16 protein-coding genes are annotated in these 16,575 nt (G+C 35.6%); 8 read left to right on the forward strand and 8 right to left on the reverse strand.

Annotation, left to right across the window (positions count from 1 at the left end):
- Positions 1-65 precede the first annotated feature (65 nt).
- From BAZ10_RS09180 to BAZ10_RS09190, 3 genes are all read right to left on the reverse strand, one after another.
- Positions 66-728 (reverse strand): ankyrin repeat domain-containing protein, encoded by a 663-nt coding sequence (locus BAZ10_RS09180; protein WP_078771790.1) that lies wholly within the window; start codon positions 726-728, stop codon positions 66-68.
- Between the two features lie 20 nt (positions 729-748).
- On the reverse strand, positions 749-2,083 hold the full coding sequence (locus BAZ10_RS09185; RefSeq protein ID WP_078771791.1) for an amidohydrolase family protein: 1,335 nt from the start codon (positions 2,081-2,083) through the stop codon (positions 749-751).
- Between the two features lie 113 nt (positions 2,084-2,196).
- Positions 2,197-2,661, reverse strand: a complete 465-nt coding sequence (locus tag BAZ10_RS09190) for a GNAT family N-acetyltransferase (protein ID WP_078771792.1) — start codon at positions 2,659-2,661, stop codon at positions 2,197-2,199.
- A gap of 333 nt (positions 2,662-2,994) precedes the next feature.
- Between BAZ10_RS09190 and BAZ10_RS09195 the strand changes: the two genes are divergently transcribed.
- The 3 genes from BAZ10_RS09195 (at position 2,995) to BAZ10_RS09205 (ending at position 5,530) form a co-directional block, all read left to right on the forward strand.
- Positions 2,995-4,335 (forward strand): helix-turn-helix domain-containing protein, encoded by a 1,341-nt coding sequence (locus tag BAZ10_RS09195; RefSeq protein ID WP_245803786.1) that lies wholly within the window; start codon positions 2,995-2,997, stop codon positions 4,333-4,335.
- Positions 4,336-4,580: 245 nt separating this feature from the next.
- Positions 4,581-5,060 carry a copper resistance protein NlpE gene (locus tag BAZ10_RS09200; RefSeq protein WP_078771794.1) on the forward strand — a complete coding sequence of 160 codons (480 nt, stop codon included), beginning with the start codon at positions 4,581-4,583 and terminating at the stop codon, positions 5,058-5,060.
- Complete coding sequence (locus tag BAZ10_RS09205) at positions 5,060-5,530, forward strand: hypothetical protein (RefSeq protein ID WP_078771795.1); 471 nt, start codon at positions 5,060-5,062, stop codon at positions 5,528-5,530. The genes BAZ10_RS09200 and BAZ10_RS09205 overlap by 1 nt, the downstream gene beginning before the upstream one ends.
- 89 nt (positions 5,531-5,619) lie before the next feature.
- Here BAZ10_RS09205 and asnB read toward each other — a convergent pair whose 3' ends face one another.
- From asnB to BAZ10_RS09220, 3 genes are all read right to left on the reverse strand, one after another.
- Entirely contained in the window at positions 5,620-7,281 is a 1,662-nt protein-coding gene (gene asnB, locus BAZ10_RS09210) for an asparagine synthase B (protein ID WP_078771796.1), read from the reverse strand.
- A 303-nt stretch (positions 7,282-7,584) separates the two neighbouring features.
- The gene (locus tag BAZ10_RS09215) at positions 7,585-9,252 is read right to left on the reverse strand and encodes a PNGase F N-terminal domain-containing protein (RefSeq protein ID WP_078771797.1); all 1,668 of its coding nucleotides are present in this window, start codon (positions 9,250-9,252) and stop codon (positions 7,585-7,587) included.
- Positions 9,253-9,332: 80 nt separating this feature from the next.
- Complete coding sequence (locus BAZ10_RS09220) at positions 9,333-10,538, reverse strand: RsmB/NOP family class I SAM-dependent RNA methyltransferase (protein ID WP_078771798.1); 1,206 nt, start codon at positions 10,536-10,538, stop codon at positions 9,333-9,335.
- Between the two features lie 136 nt (positions 10,539-10,674).
- On the opposite strand from BAZ10_RS09220, the gene BAZ10_RS09225 reads away from it, so the two are divergent.
- Together BAZ10_RS09225 and BAZ10_RS09230 are read left to right on the forward strand one after the other, a co-directional pair.
- Positions 10,675-11,013, forward strand: a complete 339-nt coding sequence (locus tag BAZ10_RS09225; RefSeq protein WP_078771799.1) for a zinc ribbon domain-containing protein YjdM — start codon at positions 10,675-10,677, stop codon at positions 11,011-11,013.
- A gap of 88 nt (positions 11,014-11,101) precedes the next feature.
- Positions 11,102-11,401 (forward strand): hypothetical protein, encoded by a 300-nt coding sequence (locus tag BAZ10_RS09230; protein ID WP_078771800.1) that lies wholly within the window; start codon positions 11,102-11,104, stop codon positions 11,399-11,401.
- A 236-nt stretch (positions 11,402-11,637) separates the two neighbouring features.
- Here the strand turns inward: BAZ10_RS09230 and BAZ10_RS09235 are convergent, their stop codons facing one another.
- Positions 11,638-12,576 carry a sulfate/molybdate ABC transporter ATP-binding protein gene (locus BAZ10_RS09235; protein ID WP_078771801.1) on the reverse strand — a complete coding sequence of 313 codons (939 nt, stop codon included), beginning with the start codon at positions 12,574-12,576 and terminating at the stop codon, positions 11,638-11,640.
- An 83-nt stretch (positions 12,577-12,659) separates the two neighbouring features.
- Here BAZ10_RS09235 and BAZ10_RS09240 point away from each other — a divergent pair, with 83 nt between their 5' ends.
- Both BAZ10_RS09240 and pheS read left to right on the forward strand, forming a co-directional pair.
- Positions 12,660-13,319: a YceI family protein gene (locus BAZ10_RS09240; RefSeq protein ID WP_078771802.1), complete on the forward strand. Its 660-nt coding sequence runs from the start codon at positions 12,660-12,662 to the stop codon at positions 13,317-13,319.
- A 108-nt stretch (positions 13,320-13,427) separates the two neighbouring features.
- A complete protein-coding gene (pheS, locus tag BAZ10_RS09245; RefSeq protein WP_078771803.1) occupies positions 13,428-14,438 on the forward strand; it encodes a phenylalanine--tRNA ligase subunit alpha in 1,011 nt (336 codons plus the stop codon).
- A gap of 84 nt (positions 14,439-14,522) precedes the next feature.
- On the opposite strand, the gene BAZ10_RS09250 is transcribed toward pheS, so the two are convergent.
- The gene (locus tag BAZ10_RS09250) at positions 14,523-15,287 is read right to left on the reverse strand and encodes a DUF3108 domain-containing protein (protein WP_009092029.1); all 765 of its coding nucleotides are present in this window, start codon (positions 15,285-15,287) and stop codon (positions 14,523-14,525) included.
- A gap of 184 nt (positions 15,288-15,471) precedes the next feature.
- Between BAZ10_RS09250 and BAZ10_RS09255 the strand changes: the two genes are divergently transcribed.
- Positions 15,472-16,524 (forward strand): NAD(P)/FAD-dependent oxidoreductase, encoded by a 1,053-nt coding sequence (locus BAZ10_RS09255; RefSeq protein WP_078771804.1) that lies wholly within the window; start codon positions 15,472-15,474, stop codon positions 16,522-16,524.
- The last annotated feature ends 51 nt before the right edge of the window (positions 16,525-16,575 follow it).

Genomic DNA, 16,575 nt, shown 5'->3' on the forward strand with positions numbered 1-16,575 from the left:
ATCTAAACTGTCTCAGTGTTTCTGCATGGATGAAAAAAAATTAGAATATCACATTCAGGAGAATTCTAAGATTCGAGTATTTTAACAATTTCTTTAAACCCTAAAGATTTTGCGTGTTGTAAAGGCGTTCTTCCGTCATGATCCGAAATATTGAGATCGGCTCCGGCATCTTTTAATATTTGTACAGCTTGTTGGTGTTTTGTGCCACCATTGCCTAAAATAACAGCTTCCATTAGGGCTGTCCAACCTAGTCTGTTAACATGATTTACAGGAAACCCTTTTGTATTGGCCAATAATCTTACAGTCTCCACATGTCCGCGTTCACTGGCCGGAATAAGCGCTGTTCCGTAGTATCGGTTGAAGATGTTGAAACGTGCGCCATGAGCAAGGTATAGTTTTACAAGTTCCGTCTGCCCGCTAGCTCCTGCGTATAAAAAAGGACTATCTAGCTTATCATCCTGTTGGTTGACATCTGCACCATACTGAATCAGTAATTTGGCAGTGTCTGTTGCTCCGGAAATAGTAGCAATGAGTAGTAAAGAACGTTTGTTTCTATCTTCTGTATTGACGTTTGCACCTTCTTTTAAGGCTTTCTCAATTAATGCAGGCTGATTATTTTTAACAGCGTCTATAATATGTACTGATGTGCTTTCCACTTTATCTTCTCTTACCTGAGAGTGGCAGTTACTTAGAATGCCAAAAGAAAGCAAAAAAAGAATGACTCTCATATATTTTATTTTAATGATGATTAAAAAACAACGTTCCCTTGATGGATCAGTGATTTTACAGGCGATATTCTGGATACAGCTTCTGCAGAACAGCTGGCATCTATTAGTACAACATCTGCTGCATCTCCGTTTTTAGGCCATTGCTGTGTGCCCTTATCGTCCAGAGGCAATATATTATAAGTTGCCAGTTTTAAACTTCTGGATAATAAAAATTCTGTTGAATAGCCATAAAGCTGAGCCATAAGATTTGCTTTTTGCAAAACGCTTCCGCTTCCCCATGTATTCCAATGATCTATAATACTATCATTTCCGGTCCCAATGTTTACACCGTACTTGTAAAGTGTAGGTATAGGCATAATAAGGCCTCCGAAAGGAATTGTAGACATAATACCAACTTTTGCATTAGCCAGCTTTTCCGCCATTTCTTCCTGCTTGGACTTGTCCAGTTTTGCCAGAACAAAACAATGGCTCAAAAAGGTTTTACCTTTCAGGACAGGGTTCTCATTTACTTTATTAATTAGGTATTCCAGTGTCTTAAGACCCGATTCTCCTGTTTCATGCAAATGGATATCGATCCCTTTGTTGTGATCTAGCGCCAGCTGAACAGTAAAATCCATTGTCTTTTCAATCTGTCCGTCTACATTGTATGGATCTACCCCGCCAATATAATCTATATCTGTTTGAGCAGCTTCCTTCATCCATGGTGCAGAATCGGTATAATAAACACCGTGTTGTGGGAAAGCAACGAGCTCCGCTCCAAAAGTTGTTTTTTTATTATCCAAAGCCTTTTGCAAATTCTTTAGTGAATCCAGTTTGGAAGTAGTTTCTATATTTACGTGGCTTCTTGTATAAGATGTACCACATGATTGTAGTAATTCAATTAACTTTTCAGCATGATGTGTAGATGTTTTCAGCATATCAGGTAAGATTTGCTGCTCCAGGGCTATCATGCCTTTTACACCCCCTTGTCTTCTTCTTACTGCCTGCCACGGGCCACCATAAAATGTTTTATCAAGATGGATATGCATATCTTTAAATGCCGGAAGCATAAGAAGACCTTTAGCATCGATTGCTTTTGCAGAAGGATTGTTAGGTGTTACAGCTTTGATTTTCCCGTTTGATATTTCAACACAAAATAATCCGGTTTTTGTTGCAACAACTTCATTTCCGTCGTATTCAAATCCAGTTTCCAGCCTTACATTTTTCAGTAATATATTTTTCGCTCCTTTCAGCGTCTTATCGCTAGTATGGTTAAAAGGACTTGCTGCTAACAAGCCCGGGCTTATTGCTAATCCTGCTACAGCTAAAGCTGAACTTTTAATAAAATCTTTGCGGGTAATACCGGAAGCATTCATGATACTAAAATTTTAATAGCAAAAATACCAATTGATCCGCCGGTACAGATGTAGGTATTATATTATTGTCTGTAGAAATTATAACTTCGGTACGATTCCGTCAGAATAAGTTTTTATAATTCCATTGTTAGCAAAATCATATCTGTACATTCAATACCATTTTCCCATATAGGTTCAGGGTAATTGTTTTTGAAGAAATTTTTTCGGATCTCTGAAATTCTGAATCCGGATTTCTGGTACAGATAAAGCTGCCCCGTACTGGAATTTCCGGTTCCTATAACTAGTTTTTTATAAAAACCATTTTTAGCTCTTAGTATCGCGTCTTTCAGCAACAGGCTTCCAATTCCCTGATTTTGAAACTTTTCGTGTATGGCTATGTTTTTAATTTCTGTAGTATTAGAATCCCATGGATAAAGTACATAACATCCTACAATCTCAGTGTTGTATTTTGCCAGATAAAGTTGCCCGGTAGTGATGTATTGGTCAATTAATTCTTTTGACGGATCAGCCAGTAATAAAAGATCATAAGGAACAGGTGTTTCATGAGTGTGGGGATGTATTGTTATACTGTCTTTCAATGCTGTTGGTTAAAAATAAGAAAACTAATATAAGAAATATAAATTCAGAATTAAAACAACATATCAGGAGTTTTTCAATTGTATATTAATTATTTATAATATCATTTTCATGGTGTTTATATCGAAATATATCTATAAATATATGTATATTGAAGGGTAAATAAATTCTTTTTGGGAATAATGTTTGCAATAATGTAAATATTAAAATTAAACATGAGATCTGCTAAGAAGAAGTTTTTTAAATATGGGTACTTAAGCTTTTTTTTGTTGTGTTTTGTATTGGGATGTAATAAACAGTCAAAACAATTTTCAGGAGAAAGTTTTAATAAAACTTTGCTTAAAAAAAACGAACAGCTTCGTCTTTCAGGAGATTATAAAAGTTTGGTAAAACTTAATCAGCATTATCTTGCCAAAGCTCAAAGAGAAAAATATAAAGAAGGGGAAGCCCTGTGCTATATCAATATTGCCAATATGTATTCTACAATTGGTAACTATAAAAGAGGTCTTGAGTATATTAAAACGGCTGAAGACCTTCTGAAAGATAAGTCTTATCCGCCACTTTCAGCTAAACTTTATCAGGAATACGGGCAGCTAAATAAAGTACTTGGACTGCATGATAATGCTTTGAATTATAATACCAAAGCGCTATACTTTATGCGTAAGGTATCTGCTGAAGACCGAAAAAGCTATTTTCTGGGAAGGGTATATGCCAACAGAGCAGATTTTATGTATGCTAAGAACCGCCCGGATTCTTCTCTGATCTATTTTCATAAGGCGCTGAATATAGAAAGAAACCCTTTGTATATGGCTCTTCTAGCTAAACATCATTTGTTATATACAGGTCGTAAAGATTCTGCTAATATTTATTTAAAAGAAGCCGTGGGCAAACTGGGAAAAACGCCTGTAGTAACTTCAGAGGCAGGAATGGTGTATCAAATTTCGGGACAATATTATAATGTTGTAAATAAACCCGAAGAAGCACTGGATTATTATGGAAAAGCTTTGAAAGTTTATACCACTACCAACAGAATTTATCAGGTTCCGTTTGTGTATCAGGATATTGCAGGTATTTATAAAAGTTTGGGAAATACTGAGCAGGAGCACAATTTTATGATAAAATATGCGGAGGCTAAAGATAATCTCAATTCAAGGCAGAATGAAACGCTTAATCTTTCAATAGAAAAATTATTAGCAGCTAAAGATGAAGAATTTAAAACAGATAAAAATAAAATTTTCCTTTATATCTTTTTAGGTGTTACTTTAAGTTTTATTATTTCCTTTTATCTGTATAAAAGAAACCGGAAATTACTGCTTAAGAAATATGCTGTAAAGCATGATGTGAAAGAAGCGAAGGGGGAAGCTGATAAGTCAGCTTACAGAAATATCTTTGATGAGCTTGTTGTTTTAGCAAAGCAGAATGATTCCACCTTTCTCACAAGATTTCAGGAATTATATCCCGGATTTATAGATCGGCTGCTCGAAATAAATCCTAATCTTGTAAGTTCTGAACTGGCTTTTTGTGCTATGATCAAGCTGAATTTTACTTCGAAAGAAATTGCGAACTATACATTTATCCAACATAAATCGGTACAGCAAAAGAAACACAGGCTCCGTAAAAAGCTCAATGTTCCGACAAATCAGGACTTATATGTTTTTTTTCAAAATCTATACTGATGCATTTATGTTTCTGTAAATCAATTTATTACACTTGGTGAAGTATGTGTGTAGTATTGTTTTTTTTGTTAGTTTTTACCAATTATGATAATATTTGCAGTCTTGAAAACACATTTGACGAAAGGATAGCTGTCGTATAAAACCCCAAAGAAGCATTCATAAGTTTGTAATTTTAGTCAATGGGAATTTTAGTCAAAGGCGGCTATTTTTATGAATTGAAAGAACACAAATAATTTTTAATATAAATGAAAAACACAAATTTGTTATTAATAGCAACGGTAGCTACATTATTGGCTATAAACTCATGTGGCGAAAAAAAGAAAGATTCGGAAAAAGTAGTTTCTGCTAAAACAGATTCCCTGAATTCAACAGTTGAACCGGTAACATCTAAAATGGGAGATACTACCGAAAATTCTGTAGATTGGAATGGAACCTATAAAGGTGAATTACCATGTGCAGATTGTGAAGGAATTGCTACAACTATTGAGCTTAAAAGTGATAATACCTTTGTTCAGAAAAATGAATATAAGGGAAAAGGAAAGGATAATGCTTTTGAGGAAAAAGGAAGTTTCGAATGGGATAAATATGGTAGTATTATAACTCTGAAACTAAAAGATGGCGTACAGAAGTACAAAGTTGCAGAGGGATATATTACTCATCTTGATCAGAATGGTAAGGAAATAACAGGAGACTTGGCCAAAAAATATATTTTAAACAAACAATAATGAAAAAAACAGCATCTATTCTACTGGTAGCAGCTCTTACGGTAATGTCTTGTCAGAGTACTAAAAAAGTTTCTGATAAGGAAATGACAAAAGAAACAGGAATGAATATGAAAGTTCCGTTCACCTTAGCTAAAAATTATTTTATCAAAAATACTGTAGAAGATAAACCAACTTTTGTAGAAAAAATTACGTCAGAAGAGGTTTTCGAAAAACTTTTTGGAGCGGCGGCAACCATGAATAATATGCCTACAAAAATTGATTTCTCCAAGCAATACGTTATTGCAGTAATCAATCCTTCTACAGAAATGCTAACAAATCTGAATATGCCGACACTTTCTAAAAGTGGAGATATTATAACACTGGCTTATGAAGAAAAAGTAGAAGGTAAACAAAGTTATTCAATGAGACCAAATCTTATCCTTGTAGTAGATAACCAATATCAGGGAGAGATTAAGACGGTTAAGAAATAAGCTCTTAAACAGAAAACAACATCATAGATCAAAGTAAAGCGCAACCCCGAAAGGTTGCGCTTTGATGTTGATTGAAATATCTGTGATTGTTAGTAGCTTACTTCATGAACTTTTACGGCACGTCCGCTAGGGTCGTTCATTTTTTTGAAAGCCTCATCCCATTCCAAAGCTACAGGTGTAGAGCAAGCAACAGATGGTACAGAAGGTACCGTTTGTGCAGCACTATCACTAGGGAATAATTCGGTGAATATGCTTCTGTAGCGATATTCTTCCTTACTCATAGGTGTGTTAATAGGGAAGCGGTATTTAGCATTTGCCATCATTTCATCGCTTACTTCATCCTCTGCAATTTGTTTCAGTGTATCAATCCAACTGTAACCTACACCATCGCTAAATTGCTCTTTCTGTCTCCATGCGATGCTTTCTGGTAAGATATCTTCGAAAGCCTTTCTCAGAACCCACTTTTCCATTCTTTCAGGTGTTATCATTTTGTCCTGAGGGTTGATTGTCATTGCAACATCCATGAATTCTTTATCCAGGAATGGTACACGGCCTTCTATACCCCATGCCATCAAAGATTTGTTAGCACGAAGACAGTCATAAAGGTGAAGTTTGCCAAGTTTTCTTACGTTTTCCTCATGGAATGCCTGAGCACTTGGTGCCTTGTGGAAATAAAGATAGCCTCCGAATAGTTCATCGGAACCTTCTCCAGATAGTACCATTTTAATTCCCATAGATTTTATAACTCTTGCCAGAAGGTACATAGGAGTGGAAGCTCTGATAGTAGTTACATCATAAGTTTCCAGATGATAAATAACATCACGGATTGCATCCAAACCTTCCTGAATAGTATATTTTACTTCGTGGTGAACAGAGCCTATATGATCTGCAGCCTTTCTGGCAGCAGCAAGATCCGGGGATCCTTCCAGCCCAACTGCAAAACTATGTAAACGCGGATACCAGGCTTCCTGTGTATCACCGCTTTCAATTCTTTTAGATGCAAACTTTGCTGTAACGGCAGCAATAATAGTAGAATCCAGTCCGCCGGATAAAAGTACGCCGTATGGCACATCGCTCATAAGCTGGCGGTGTACAGCATCTTCTAATCCCTTTCTAAGGGCTGCTATATCAGTAGAATTGTCTTTTACAGTATCGAAGCTTTCCCAGTCTCTTGAGTACCATTGCTGATATTCTTCACCATCTTCGCTGTATAATAGATGTCCGGGTTTGAACTCTTCAATTTTGTTGCAAACACCTTCCAGAGCTTTAAGTTCCGAAGCTACATAGAGGTTTCCGTGCGCGTCCCATCCCCGGTACAAAGGAATAATTCCCATGTGGTCGCGGCTGATAAGATAAGTGCCTTTTTCTATATCATATAATGCAAAAGCAAATATACCATTTAGCTTTTCTAGGAAATCTTTTCCGTGTTTCTGATAAAGTGCTAAAATTACTTCACAATCAGACTGTGTCTGGAATTCGTATTCAGGAAACTCTTTTCTTAGTTCCAAGTGGTTGTAGATTTCGCCATTTACTGCTAAAACAAGATTTCCGTCTTTAGAGAAAAGAGGCTGCTTCCCTGAAGTAGGATCTACAATTGCCAATCTCTCATGAGAGAAAATTACTTTTTCGTCCTGAAAAATACCCGACCAGTCCGGTCCACGGTGTCTGATTTTTTTAGACATTTCCAGTACCTGAGGTCTTAATGTTTCCGTTTTTTGTTTTGCATCAAATAAGCATACTATCCCGCACATTTTCTTATGTTTTTAATTTTTAATTTATTTTATTAATGCAAATATGGGGTTTGATTATTTTTCAAACAAGTAAAAATATTTGATTTAGGAAAAAATACATGAATTAATTTTATAACAGGATTTTTTTAAGAATCCCAAAAAAGAATCCCACCCTAACTGAAAAAAATTAAGATGGGAAATTTGTATTGTCAATAAGTGGATGGTCAATTAAGTCAATATGTGAATGAGTCAATGAGTGAATATATAATCTTTTGTAAATTTCACCTATTCACCTATTCACCTATTCACCTATTCACCTATTCGCTATTCCTGTCCTAAGAGAACACCTGAAACATTCCAAAAGCTTTGGCTGCTGCCTTCCGGAGCTCCCTGAGGAATTTTTACCTGCATAGTATGTTTACCTGCTTTAAGGTTCCCCAGATTAATATAAACGGGATTGGTAGTAGTTCCCGGACACCAGTTGGAACGGCTAAGATCTGAAGAAGAAAGACCGTCTTCGAAGTTTCCTGATGCAGGATTGAATAATCTATAAGATCCACAATCTGTTCTCCATGGTGTAAAAGCATGGGCTAATTTGCCATCCAGATAAATAGAATTTTCTTTTGGTACAAATTCATCACCTTCTCCCCAACCACCATGTCCGGTTGTAATATAGCGCAGTTGTGCATTTTTAAGATCCTTAGCCAATGTGAACTCAACTTCAACTCCTTTATCAGAGCTAAACATAGTAGGGTAGTCCTGACCTGCCATTTCCATTACGTTGGTCGTATTGAAAACAGGTAATACAAAATTGTTGTTTACAATTTTCTGTTGATCCGGGTGAATGGTTAATTCTAAACTTATCTGATGTCCACCTTTATCATAGTTCCCGATAAATGCTCCAACCAGTACCTCTTTCCCACTTAGTTGCGGACGAAGTTCAGTGATATCCTGGCGATATGGTGTATTGTTGTGCCAGTTTTTACCTTTCAACTGAATCTTTTCATTAAAATGACCAATTCCGAAAGGTGTGAAAAATCTCATCAATTCAATAAACGGAAGATAATCCGGAGTTAAAGCAATACCTTGATAAGATTTACCATTTCCGTTCTGGTATACCGGAAGTGATTTTACACCTTGCGTAAGACCTGTATAATAAGATTTAGCCCTTTCCTGCGGAATGATAAACACATCTCCTGTTCTGTCGTATGCATCACCATTAGATTTTTGCTTTAGCTCCACAAAGATTGTATTGCCTTGTTTAATTTCAGGAATTTTTACTTTCTTCAGGATAATAGTTCCGTTACCGAAACGTTGAATATAGTGATCAGATTTAGAAGCATCACTAAAGTTGATGGTTTCGTTTTCGAAAACAGGAATAGTGATAAATCTGCTCTTCCAGATCATATCTTTGTAAGTAAGCGCATCTTTTTCAGTAATATTCTTTCCATTAAATAAAGATTGATCATCCAGTGACTTTATTTTTTTTACTGAAGTTGCTTCAACAACAGAACTTCCGTTTCTCACCGTCTTTAATACCAGACCTAAATCTTGTCCCAATATACTTGGACCGCCTTTTACTTTAAGATCGTTCGTATACCATACTTCTATAGTATTGGAATTTACACTTGTTACTGCTTTCTTTACATTATAACCCAGTATTTTTCCGGTTTCGGATGTCGGTTTGAACTCCTGTTTAGCCAGGATGGTATTATCGCTTGTCTTTACAATTTCGTTGTTATTAAGAAAGGCGAACTGGCTAACTTCATTGTTTTTTCTGTTAATTTCATTAACCTCAAAAGGGAAATCAGCTTTCTTGTTTTTTATTTTCTCATTGAATAATAGTGTTTTATCACTATTGGTAATGCTGATGATGTGGTTTTGACCAGGGTTTACTTTTCCTTCGAACGAATTCTGATAAGTAACTTCATAAGTCTGGGCGAAAATCATCTGGGCACCTGTAATAAGGCTGCACAGTAAAATTTTTTGCATAAGATTAGTTTTTCGGCAAAGGTAAAAAAAAGAGCATTAACCTTTCTGGAAAATGCTCTTCACTATGATTTTGGCTGATATTAGCCTTTTCTTTGAATTAATGCCATATAGAATCCATCATAGCCATGACTAGGCATAATTTTTTCTTCACCGATTAGTTCATATTCCGGATTCTTTTCAATAAAGTTCTTAGTCTGTAATGTGTTTTCAGAAGGAAGGATAGAACATGTAGCGTATACCATTTGTCCACCTTTCTTTATAATTTTAGAATAATCCTGAAGGATATTTTCCTGTTCCTTTTTTATTCTGTCTATAAAGTCCTGATCGATTTTCCACTTACTATCCGGATTTCTTTTTAGTACTCCTAGTCCAGAACATGGAGCATCTATCAATAATCTGTCCGCAGAGTTATGAAGTCTTTTGATAACTTTATTGTCATCGATAACTCTGGTTTCAATATTATGAGCGCCAGCTCTTTTAGCTCTACGCTTAAGTTCAGCCAGTTTCCATTCGAATATATCAAGAGCGATAATCTGCCCTTTGTTCTTCATTAAAGCAGCAATGTGTAATGTTTTACCTCCTGCACCTGCGCAGGCATCAACTACACGCATACCCTCTTTTACATCAAGGAATCTTCCGATTAACTGTGAAGAAGCATCCTGTACTTCAAACATTCCTTTTTTAAAGGCCTCAGTAAGGAAAACATTTTTCTTTTCCTCCAGTTCCACAGCATCTTCATAACCACGAACAGCGTGAGATTCTATTTCACTTTTCTGTAGTTCTTCGATTAATTTTTCTTTTGTTGTCTTCAGAGTATTTACACGAAGTACTGTTGGAGCAGGATCGTTTAATGCATCCATTTCTTTTTCCCAGTTAGCACCTAATTCTTTCTCAAGAGTTTCGGCAAGCCATTCCGGAATTGAATATTGTACAGCTTTTGTAGGTACAGTTCCTTTCTTTAGTTTGTTAAGGATGTCGGCAATTTTAATACCTTCAAATTCTTCAAACTTTTTGTAATGAGTTTTTGTCCACAAAAGATATGCAAGGATCATTCTGTATATGTTACCCGGTTTTGCACCTTCGCCCATATAATATTCAAGGCGTTTTTTCCAACGGATAATATTATAGAAAATCTCAGAAACAACAGCTCTGTCCTGGCTTCCCCATTTTCTGTGTGCTTTGAGAAGTCTCTCGATAACCTTGTCGGCATATTTATTTTTTTCGAAAAAGGTTTCCTGTAGTGCATCGTGGATGCCAATAAGTAGGTTTCTGTGAATAAGTTCCATAATTAGATCTGCAGTTTTGCACTGCAAAAATACGTTTAAATTAGAGGAAACGCAAAAATGCCTAAATTAAGCTCTGAGAAAGGAAAGATTTGACTTAGGTCTCAGAAACCTTATCTTTGCAAAAAATATAATTATTATGAGCGATACGATACTTTGTCCGAAGTGTAATTCGGAATTTACATATCCGCAGGATAATCTTATGGTATGTTCCCAGTGTTTTTACGAGTGGGATCCGTCAGATGTTTCAGCAGACAGTGATGATAAAGTTTTTGATTCCAATGGAAATGAATTGCAGGATGGGGATTCTGTTGTCGTAGTAAAAGATTTGCCTGTAAAAGGTGCTCCAAAACCAGTAAAAGCCGGAACAAAAGTTAAAAATATAAGATTAAGACCAGGAAGTGATCATAACATCGATTGTAAAATTGATGGATTCGGATCAATGGCCTTGAAATCCGAATTTGTGAAAAAAGGTTAATCAATAACTTTCATTTAAGTTTACTTATACAGACTTTATCCTGATGGATAAAGTTTTTTTTTATATTTAGTTACAGAAAACTGAACCCATGATCCTTGTATATACTATTGTACTGATAACCATACTGCAAATTACAGCCTATATTTTGTTGGATAAATACAAATTAAAGAACTGGAAATATTTGATTCTTGTGCTTATTCTGCTAATAGATATTAGTATGCCTCCCGATTTTTTTATAGAGAAAGACCCGAATGAGATTGTAAAATGTGGAAATCAGGAACTTGGGATTAAATTATTCTTTATGATTCTGGGAGGTACGATAGCGATAATAACCCATTTTATTTATGTTATGGTAATGAAATATAGGGTTAAAAATAAGAAAGTATAGACTGGCAGAGTTACAAAGTCTTGAAGCTGAAGTTTTCACAGAATCATAAAAAAAGGAAAAATTTGGCAGGGTAACTTTCAAAAAACTTTCATTGCGAACGCTAATTTCAGTCTTACAAGGCAGAAAGAGAATAACCAAAAATTTCCTTGAATATCTTCTTGGGCAAAGATAAAAAAAATGTTTGCAAACCAAAAATATTGGATGTAAATATTTAATATTTAAGTTTTTAAAGCATATTAAAGAAAAATTATTTTCAATTTTCCTGCTTTCTTTTGGGCAGTATATACAATAAATGTATGACCTTTAACATTGACAAGATTTCTGTAAAAACCTCCCGAAAAACCGGATTCTATAATTTTCGCATCTGTTCCTTCATTTTCAGTAAATTTTAACTGATGTGGAAAATAAAACCAATTTGATAAACCAAGTTCCTGTTGCTGCTCAGGTGTTAGAAGATTTACTTCCCCCAACAATCTTGCTACGTAAGGATTGTATGGAGATTGGAACAAAGCTTCAGGCGAATCTTTCTGAATAAGACGTCCTTCCTGTAAAACGACCACTTCATCTATCCATGGCAGGATTTCTGTAATATCGTGCGTACTGATAATTAGGCTGATATTTTGTTCACGGACATAGGCAAATAGCTTATCCCGTAATTGTGTTTTTCTTGAAAAATCGAGATTACTGAAAGGTTCATCCAGAAGCAATAATTTAGGCAACTGAGACAAGGCTTGTGCAATAGCAACACGCTGTTTCTGTCCACCACTTAGATTCTTAGGATATTCATCCATATAATCTTCCAGTCCGACAATTTCCAGAAGCTGATAAACTTTATCTCTCTTTGCCTTAAGATCTATATTCGAAAGAAATTTGCCCACATTGTCATACACTGTAGAGTAGGGCATCAGATCATAATGCTGAGTCACAAGTTTCATATCCTTTTCACCCGGGATTATATTTGCTTTCGGACCATATATTTCCTTATTGTTGAAGAATATTTTTCCCTTATACCAATCGTTTAAACCATATATAATGTTTAGCAATGTTGTCTTTCCACATCCGCTTTCACCTATCAACGCCATAATCTTTCCCTGCTCTAAGCCGAGATGAAGATTGTTGAAGATAAGTTTGTCCTGACTATAACCAAAGTCTATTCCCTGTATACTGAGTAACATTTTGCAAAAATAATGTTTTGTAGGTTTATTAGTATTTTTTTATTAAATTTACGAAACTAATTGTTAAAATAAATTACAAAATAATGAAAAAAAGATTTTTATGGGTGTCTGCGTTGGCTCTTATGGGAACTGTTCTGGTTATTTCCTGCGGGAAAGATAAACCAGTAACAAGTGAGTCCGGTGCAGTGACTACAACTAAAGACGGAGCCGTTTTCGCAGTTGATACACTAAATAGTAAAATCGAATGGACAGGTTATAAGATTTTTAAATCAGATAATACTTCTCATTTCGGGACTATTAAGTTTGAAAGTGGCGAAGTTACGGTGAAAGACGGTAAACTGGAATCCGGTAATTTTGTAGCATCCATGAATACCTTAACTTCTGAAGATTTAAAAGATGATAAAGAAAATCAGGCAAAGCTTGATGGCCACCTTAAGAGTGGAGATTTTTTTGAAGTAGAGAAATTCCCTACAGCGTCTTTCGAGATTACTAAAGTTACTCCGAATGAAACCGGAGATTATAATACACTCATCGATGGAAACCTTACATTAAAAGGAGTAACGAAGCCAATAAGCTTTAATACCAATGTAGTGGTAAAAGATGGTGTAGCAACGATTAAATCTGAGAAAAAAGACATCAACAGACGTGACTTTGGTGTTAACTTTACTTCTCCTGCCAGCAATGGTGTTATTAAGGATGAAGTAAGCTTGCAGATTAACGTGAAAGCATTAGAAAAGAGATAGTTTTAAGTAATATGTGATGGAGAAAATCTGCTTTTGGAAACAAGAGTGGATTTTCTTTTTTATAAAAGTCCGATAAAAACCTTAAATTTGTGCTGCAATTTTTATAAGATGCTAGAGAAAATAGAAGAATTACTGGGTCAGGTACAACAATTTCATACCAAAAATAAAGAAGAAATCGAGAAGTTCCGTATTGCCTTTCTTGGTAAGAAAGGAAGTGTAACAGAGCTTTTTGAGAAGTTTAAAGATGTTCCGAATGAACAGAAAAAAGAATTCGGGCAGAAAATTAATACCCTGAAGCAGGCTGTAAATGCTAAGATTGAAGATCTGAAAGCAGGTATTTCTGAAGAAACGACTACCGAGAAAATAGACCTTACAAAACCTGGTTTTCCTGAAGAGTTAGGAAGCAGGCATCCTATTAATCTGGTTAAGAACAGAATTATTGAAATCTTTAAATCTATTGGTTTTGCTGTAGCAGACGGACCAGAGATTGAGGACGACTGGCATAATTTTACCGCATTGAACTTACCGGAATATCATCCGGCAAGAGATATGCAAGATACTTTCTTTATCGAGAAAGATCCGGATATTCTTTTAAGAACGCATACTTCTTCTGTACAGATCAGATATATGGAAAACAACGAACCCCCAATGAGAATTTTGTCGCCGGGAAGAGTTTTCCGTAACGAAGCTATTTCATCACGTTCACACTGTATATTCCATCAGATAGAAGGTTTGTATATAGACAAGAATGTATCATTTGCAGATCTTAAACAAACAATTCAGTACTTTACTACAGAATTATTTGGTAAATCTCAGATCAGAATGCGTCCTTCTTATTTTCCATTTACTGAGCCAAGTGCTGAGGTAGATGTATATTGGGGACTTAATTCTGAAACCGATTACAGAATTACAAAAGGTACAGGTTGGTTAGAGATTATGGGTTGTGGAATGGTAGATCCTGCTGTTCTGAAAAATGTAAACATTAATCCTGACGAGTACAGTGGTTTCGCTTTTGGTATGGGAATCGAGCGTATTGTAATGTTGCTTTACCAAATGTCTGATATCCGTATGTTCTTTGAAAATGATGTACGTATGTTGGAGCAATTCAAACATTTGTAAGATTCAGATTATTCTGATAAAAATAATAAATGGCCGGAGATTTCCGGCCATTTTATTTTGTTAGTAATTAATAAAGTCAATTATTTATTTAGCAAAACGTAGTGGATACTTTACATTAGAATATTCTATAAGGTCAGCCTTTAGAGATCCTACAGCCAGCTCGGCTTTCATTTGGATAGGAATATGATTAGCATCATTTGTTACCCACATGGTAACCCCTTCTTTAGCCTTGAAAACTCGTCCACTCATTACCGAAGGGATAATTTTCAGACAGTTGATTCTACCAAACTTTGTACTCATCATTTCAGTACCTACAACTTTTAGCATAAAAGGATAGATTTCATCATCGATCCATACGTTCAGCTTAACAGAACTTCCCACTTTTAACTGGTCAGTACTTAACGTACGCAGATAGTAGAATGATGATAACATATCCTGTATATCACTATTAACATTAAAGTTACGCGTCTCATTTTTTATTCTGTCATGTAAACTTACAGTATGATTACTATGGTTGAATGTAGATGCCAGATTTTTACGGTAGCTTCCTTCACTTACATTTCTTACGTAGAAACTTGGCTGATCAGTTCTTAGATTAATATAACTTTCATAGATATCATCCACTTTAAAAAAAGCCCGTACAGCTCCGGAGCTTTTTCCTTCACCTCTTACGTAAAGATGTGGCGCACCGTTATATGTAGTTTTTTTGGTGGAGAGTGTTGCAAATCCGGCATTCAAAAATCCGTAATGAATCCGGTATTTTAATATTTCTCCTGAATTGACGCTGTCGAACTGAGCATTTATAAATACGACACTAAATACAAATATTGCTGTAAAAAAATTCCTCATACACAATTTTATAACTATATGTTTTCAAAAACTTTGCCAAAGCCTAAAGTACAAATTTCATCGGTATTTACGATGAAAAAATTATTAATGTTTTATGAATTCAATGACGAACATCATGAAAACCAATCAGGCTATTTGCAATGGTATTCCTATCTTTGTTTTTTCTAAATAATAACTGAGCGATATGATTGAAACTGATATCATTATTATAGGAGCAGGTCCTACAGGACTATTTGCCGTTTTCGAGGCAGGATTACTTAAGCTAAGATGCCATATTATAGATGCTTTGCCACAACCTGGAGGTCAGCTGGCTGAATTATATCCTAAGAAACCAATTTTCGACATCCCGGGATTCCCTTCGGTAGATGCAGGTGTATTGGTTAATAATCTTATGGAACAGATTAAGCAGTTTGAACCAGGCTTCTCATTAAGTGAAACTGCTGTATCTTACGAAAAAACTGAAGACGGACTTTTTATCGTTGAAACCAGCAGAGGGACTAAAATAAAAGGAAAAGCTATTGCTATCGCCGGAGGTTTAGGAAGCTTTGAACCAAGAAAACCACAACTTGATAATATTGAAGCTTTTGAAGAAAAAGGAGTGGAGTACTTCGTAAGAAATCCTGAAATGTACAGAGATAAGAAAATTGTTATCGCTGGTGGAGGGGATTCTGCCTTAGACTGGTCTATTTTCCTGGCAGAAGTGGCTTCAGATGTAACATTAATTCACAGAAGAAATGAATTCCGTGGTGCATTGGACTCTGTTGAAAAAGTACAAAAACTAAAACAGGAGGGTAAGATTAATCTGATTACTCCTGCTGAAGTAGTAGGTCTGCAAGGGAACGGAACACTTTCAGGAATCGAGATTGAAAAAGACGGAGAGCGTCTTTCTATTGAAACTGATTATCTGATTCCTTTATTCGGATTAACTCCTAAATTAGGACCTATTGCAAACTGGGGGCTAGAAATAGAGAAAAACTCAATTAAAGTAAACAATGCACTGGATTACCAAACGAATATTGAGGGTATCTATGCGATTGGGGATATCAACACTTATCCTGGTAAAATGAAGTTAATCCTTTGTGGTTTCCACGAAGCGACTTTAATGTGTCAGGGAATCTATAACCGTTTAAATCCCGGTAAAAAATTCGTACTGAAGTATACAACCGTGAGTGGGGTAGATGGATTTGACGGTACCAGAAAAGAAGCTGAGAAAGCAGTAGTGAAGTCAATTGACTAATTGATTTTTACATATATAATTGAAGAAGCGCTCGGGAAACTGAGCGCTTTT

The organism is Elizabethkingia occulta, from assembly GCF_002023715.1.
Lineage (GTDB): Bacteria > Bacteroidota > Bacteroidia > Flavobacteriales > Weeksellaceae > Elizabethkingia > Elizabethkingia occulta.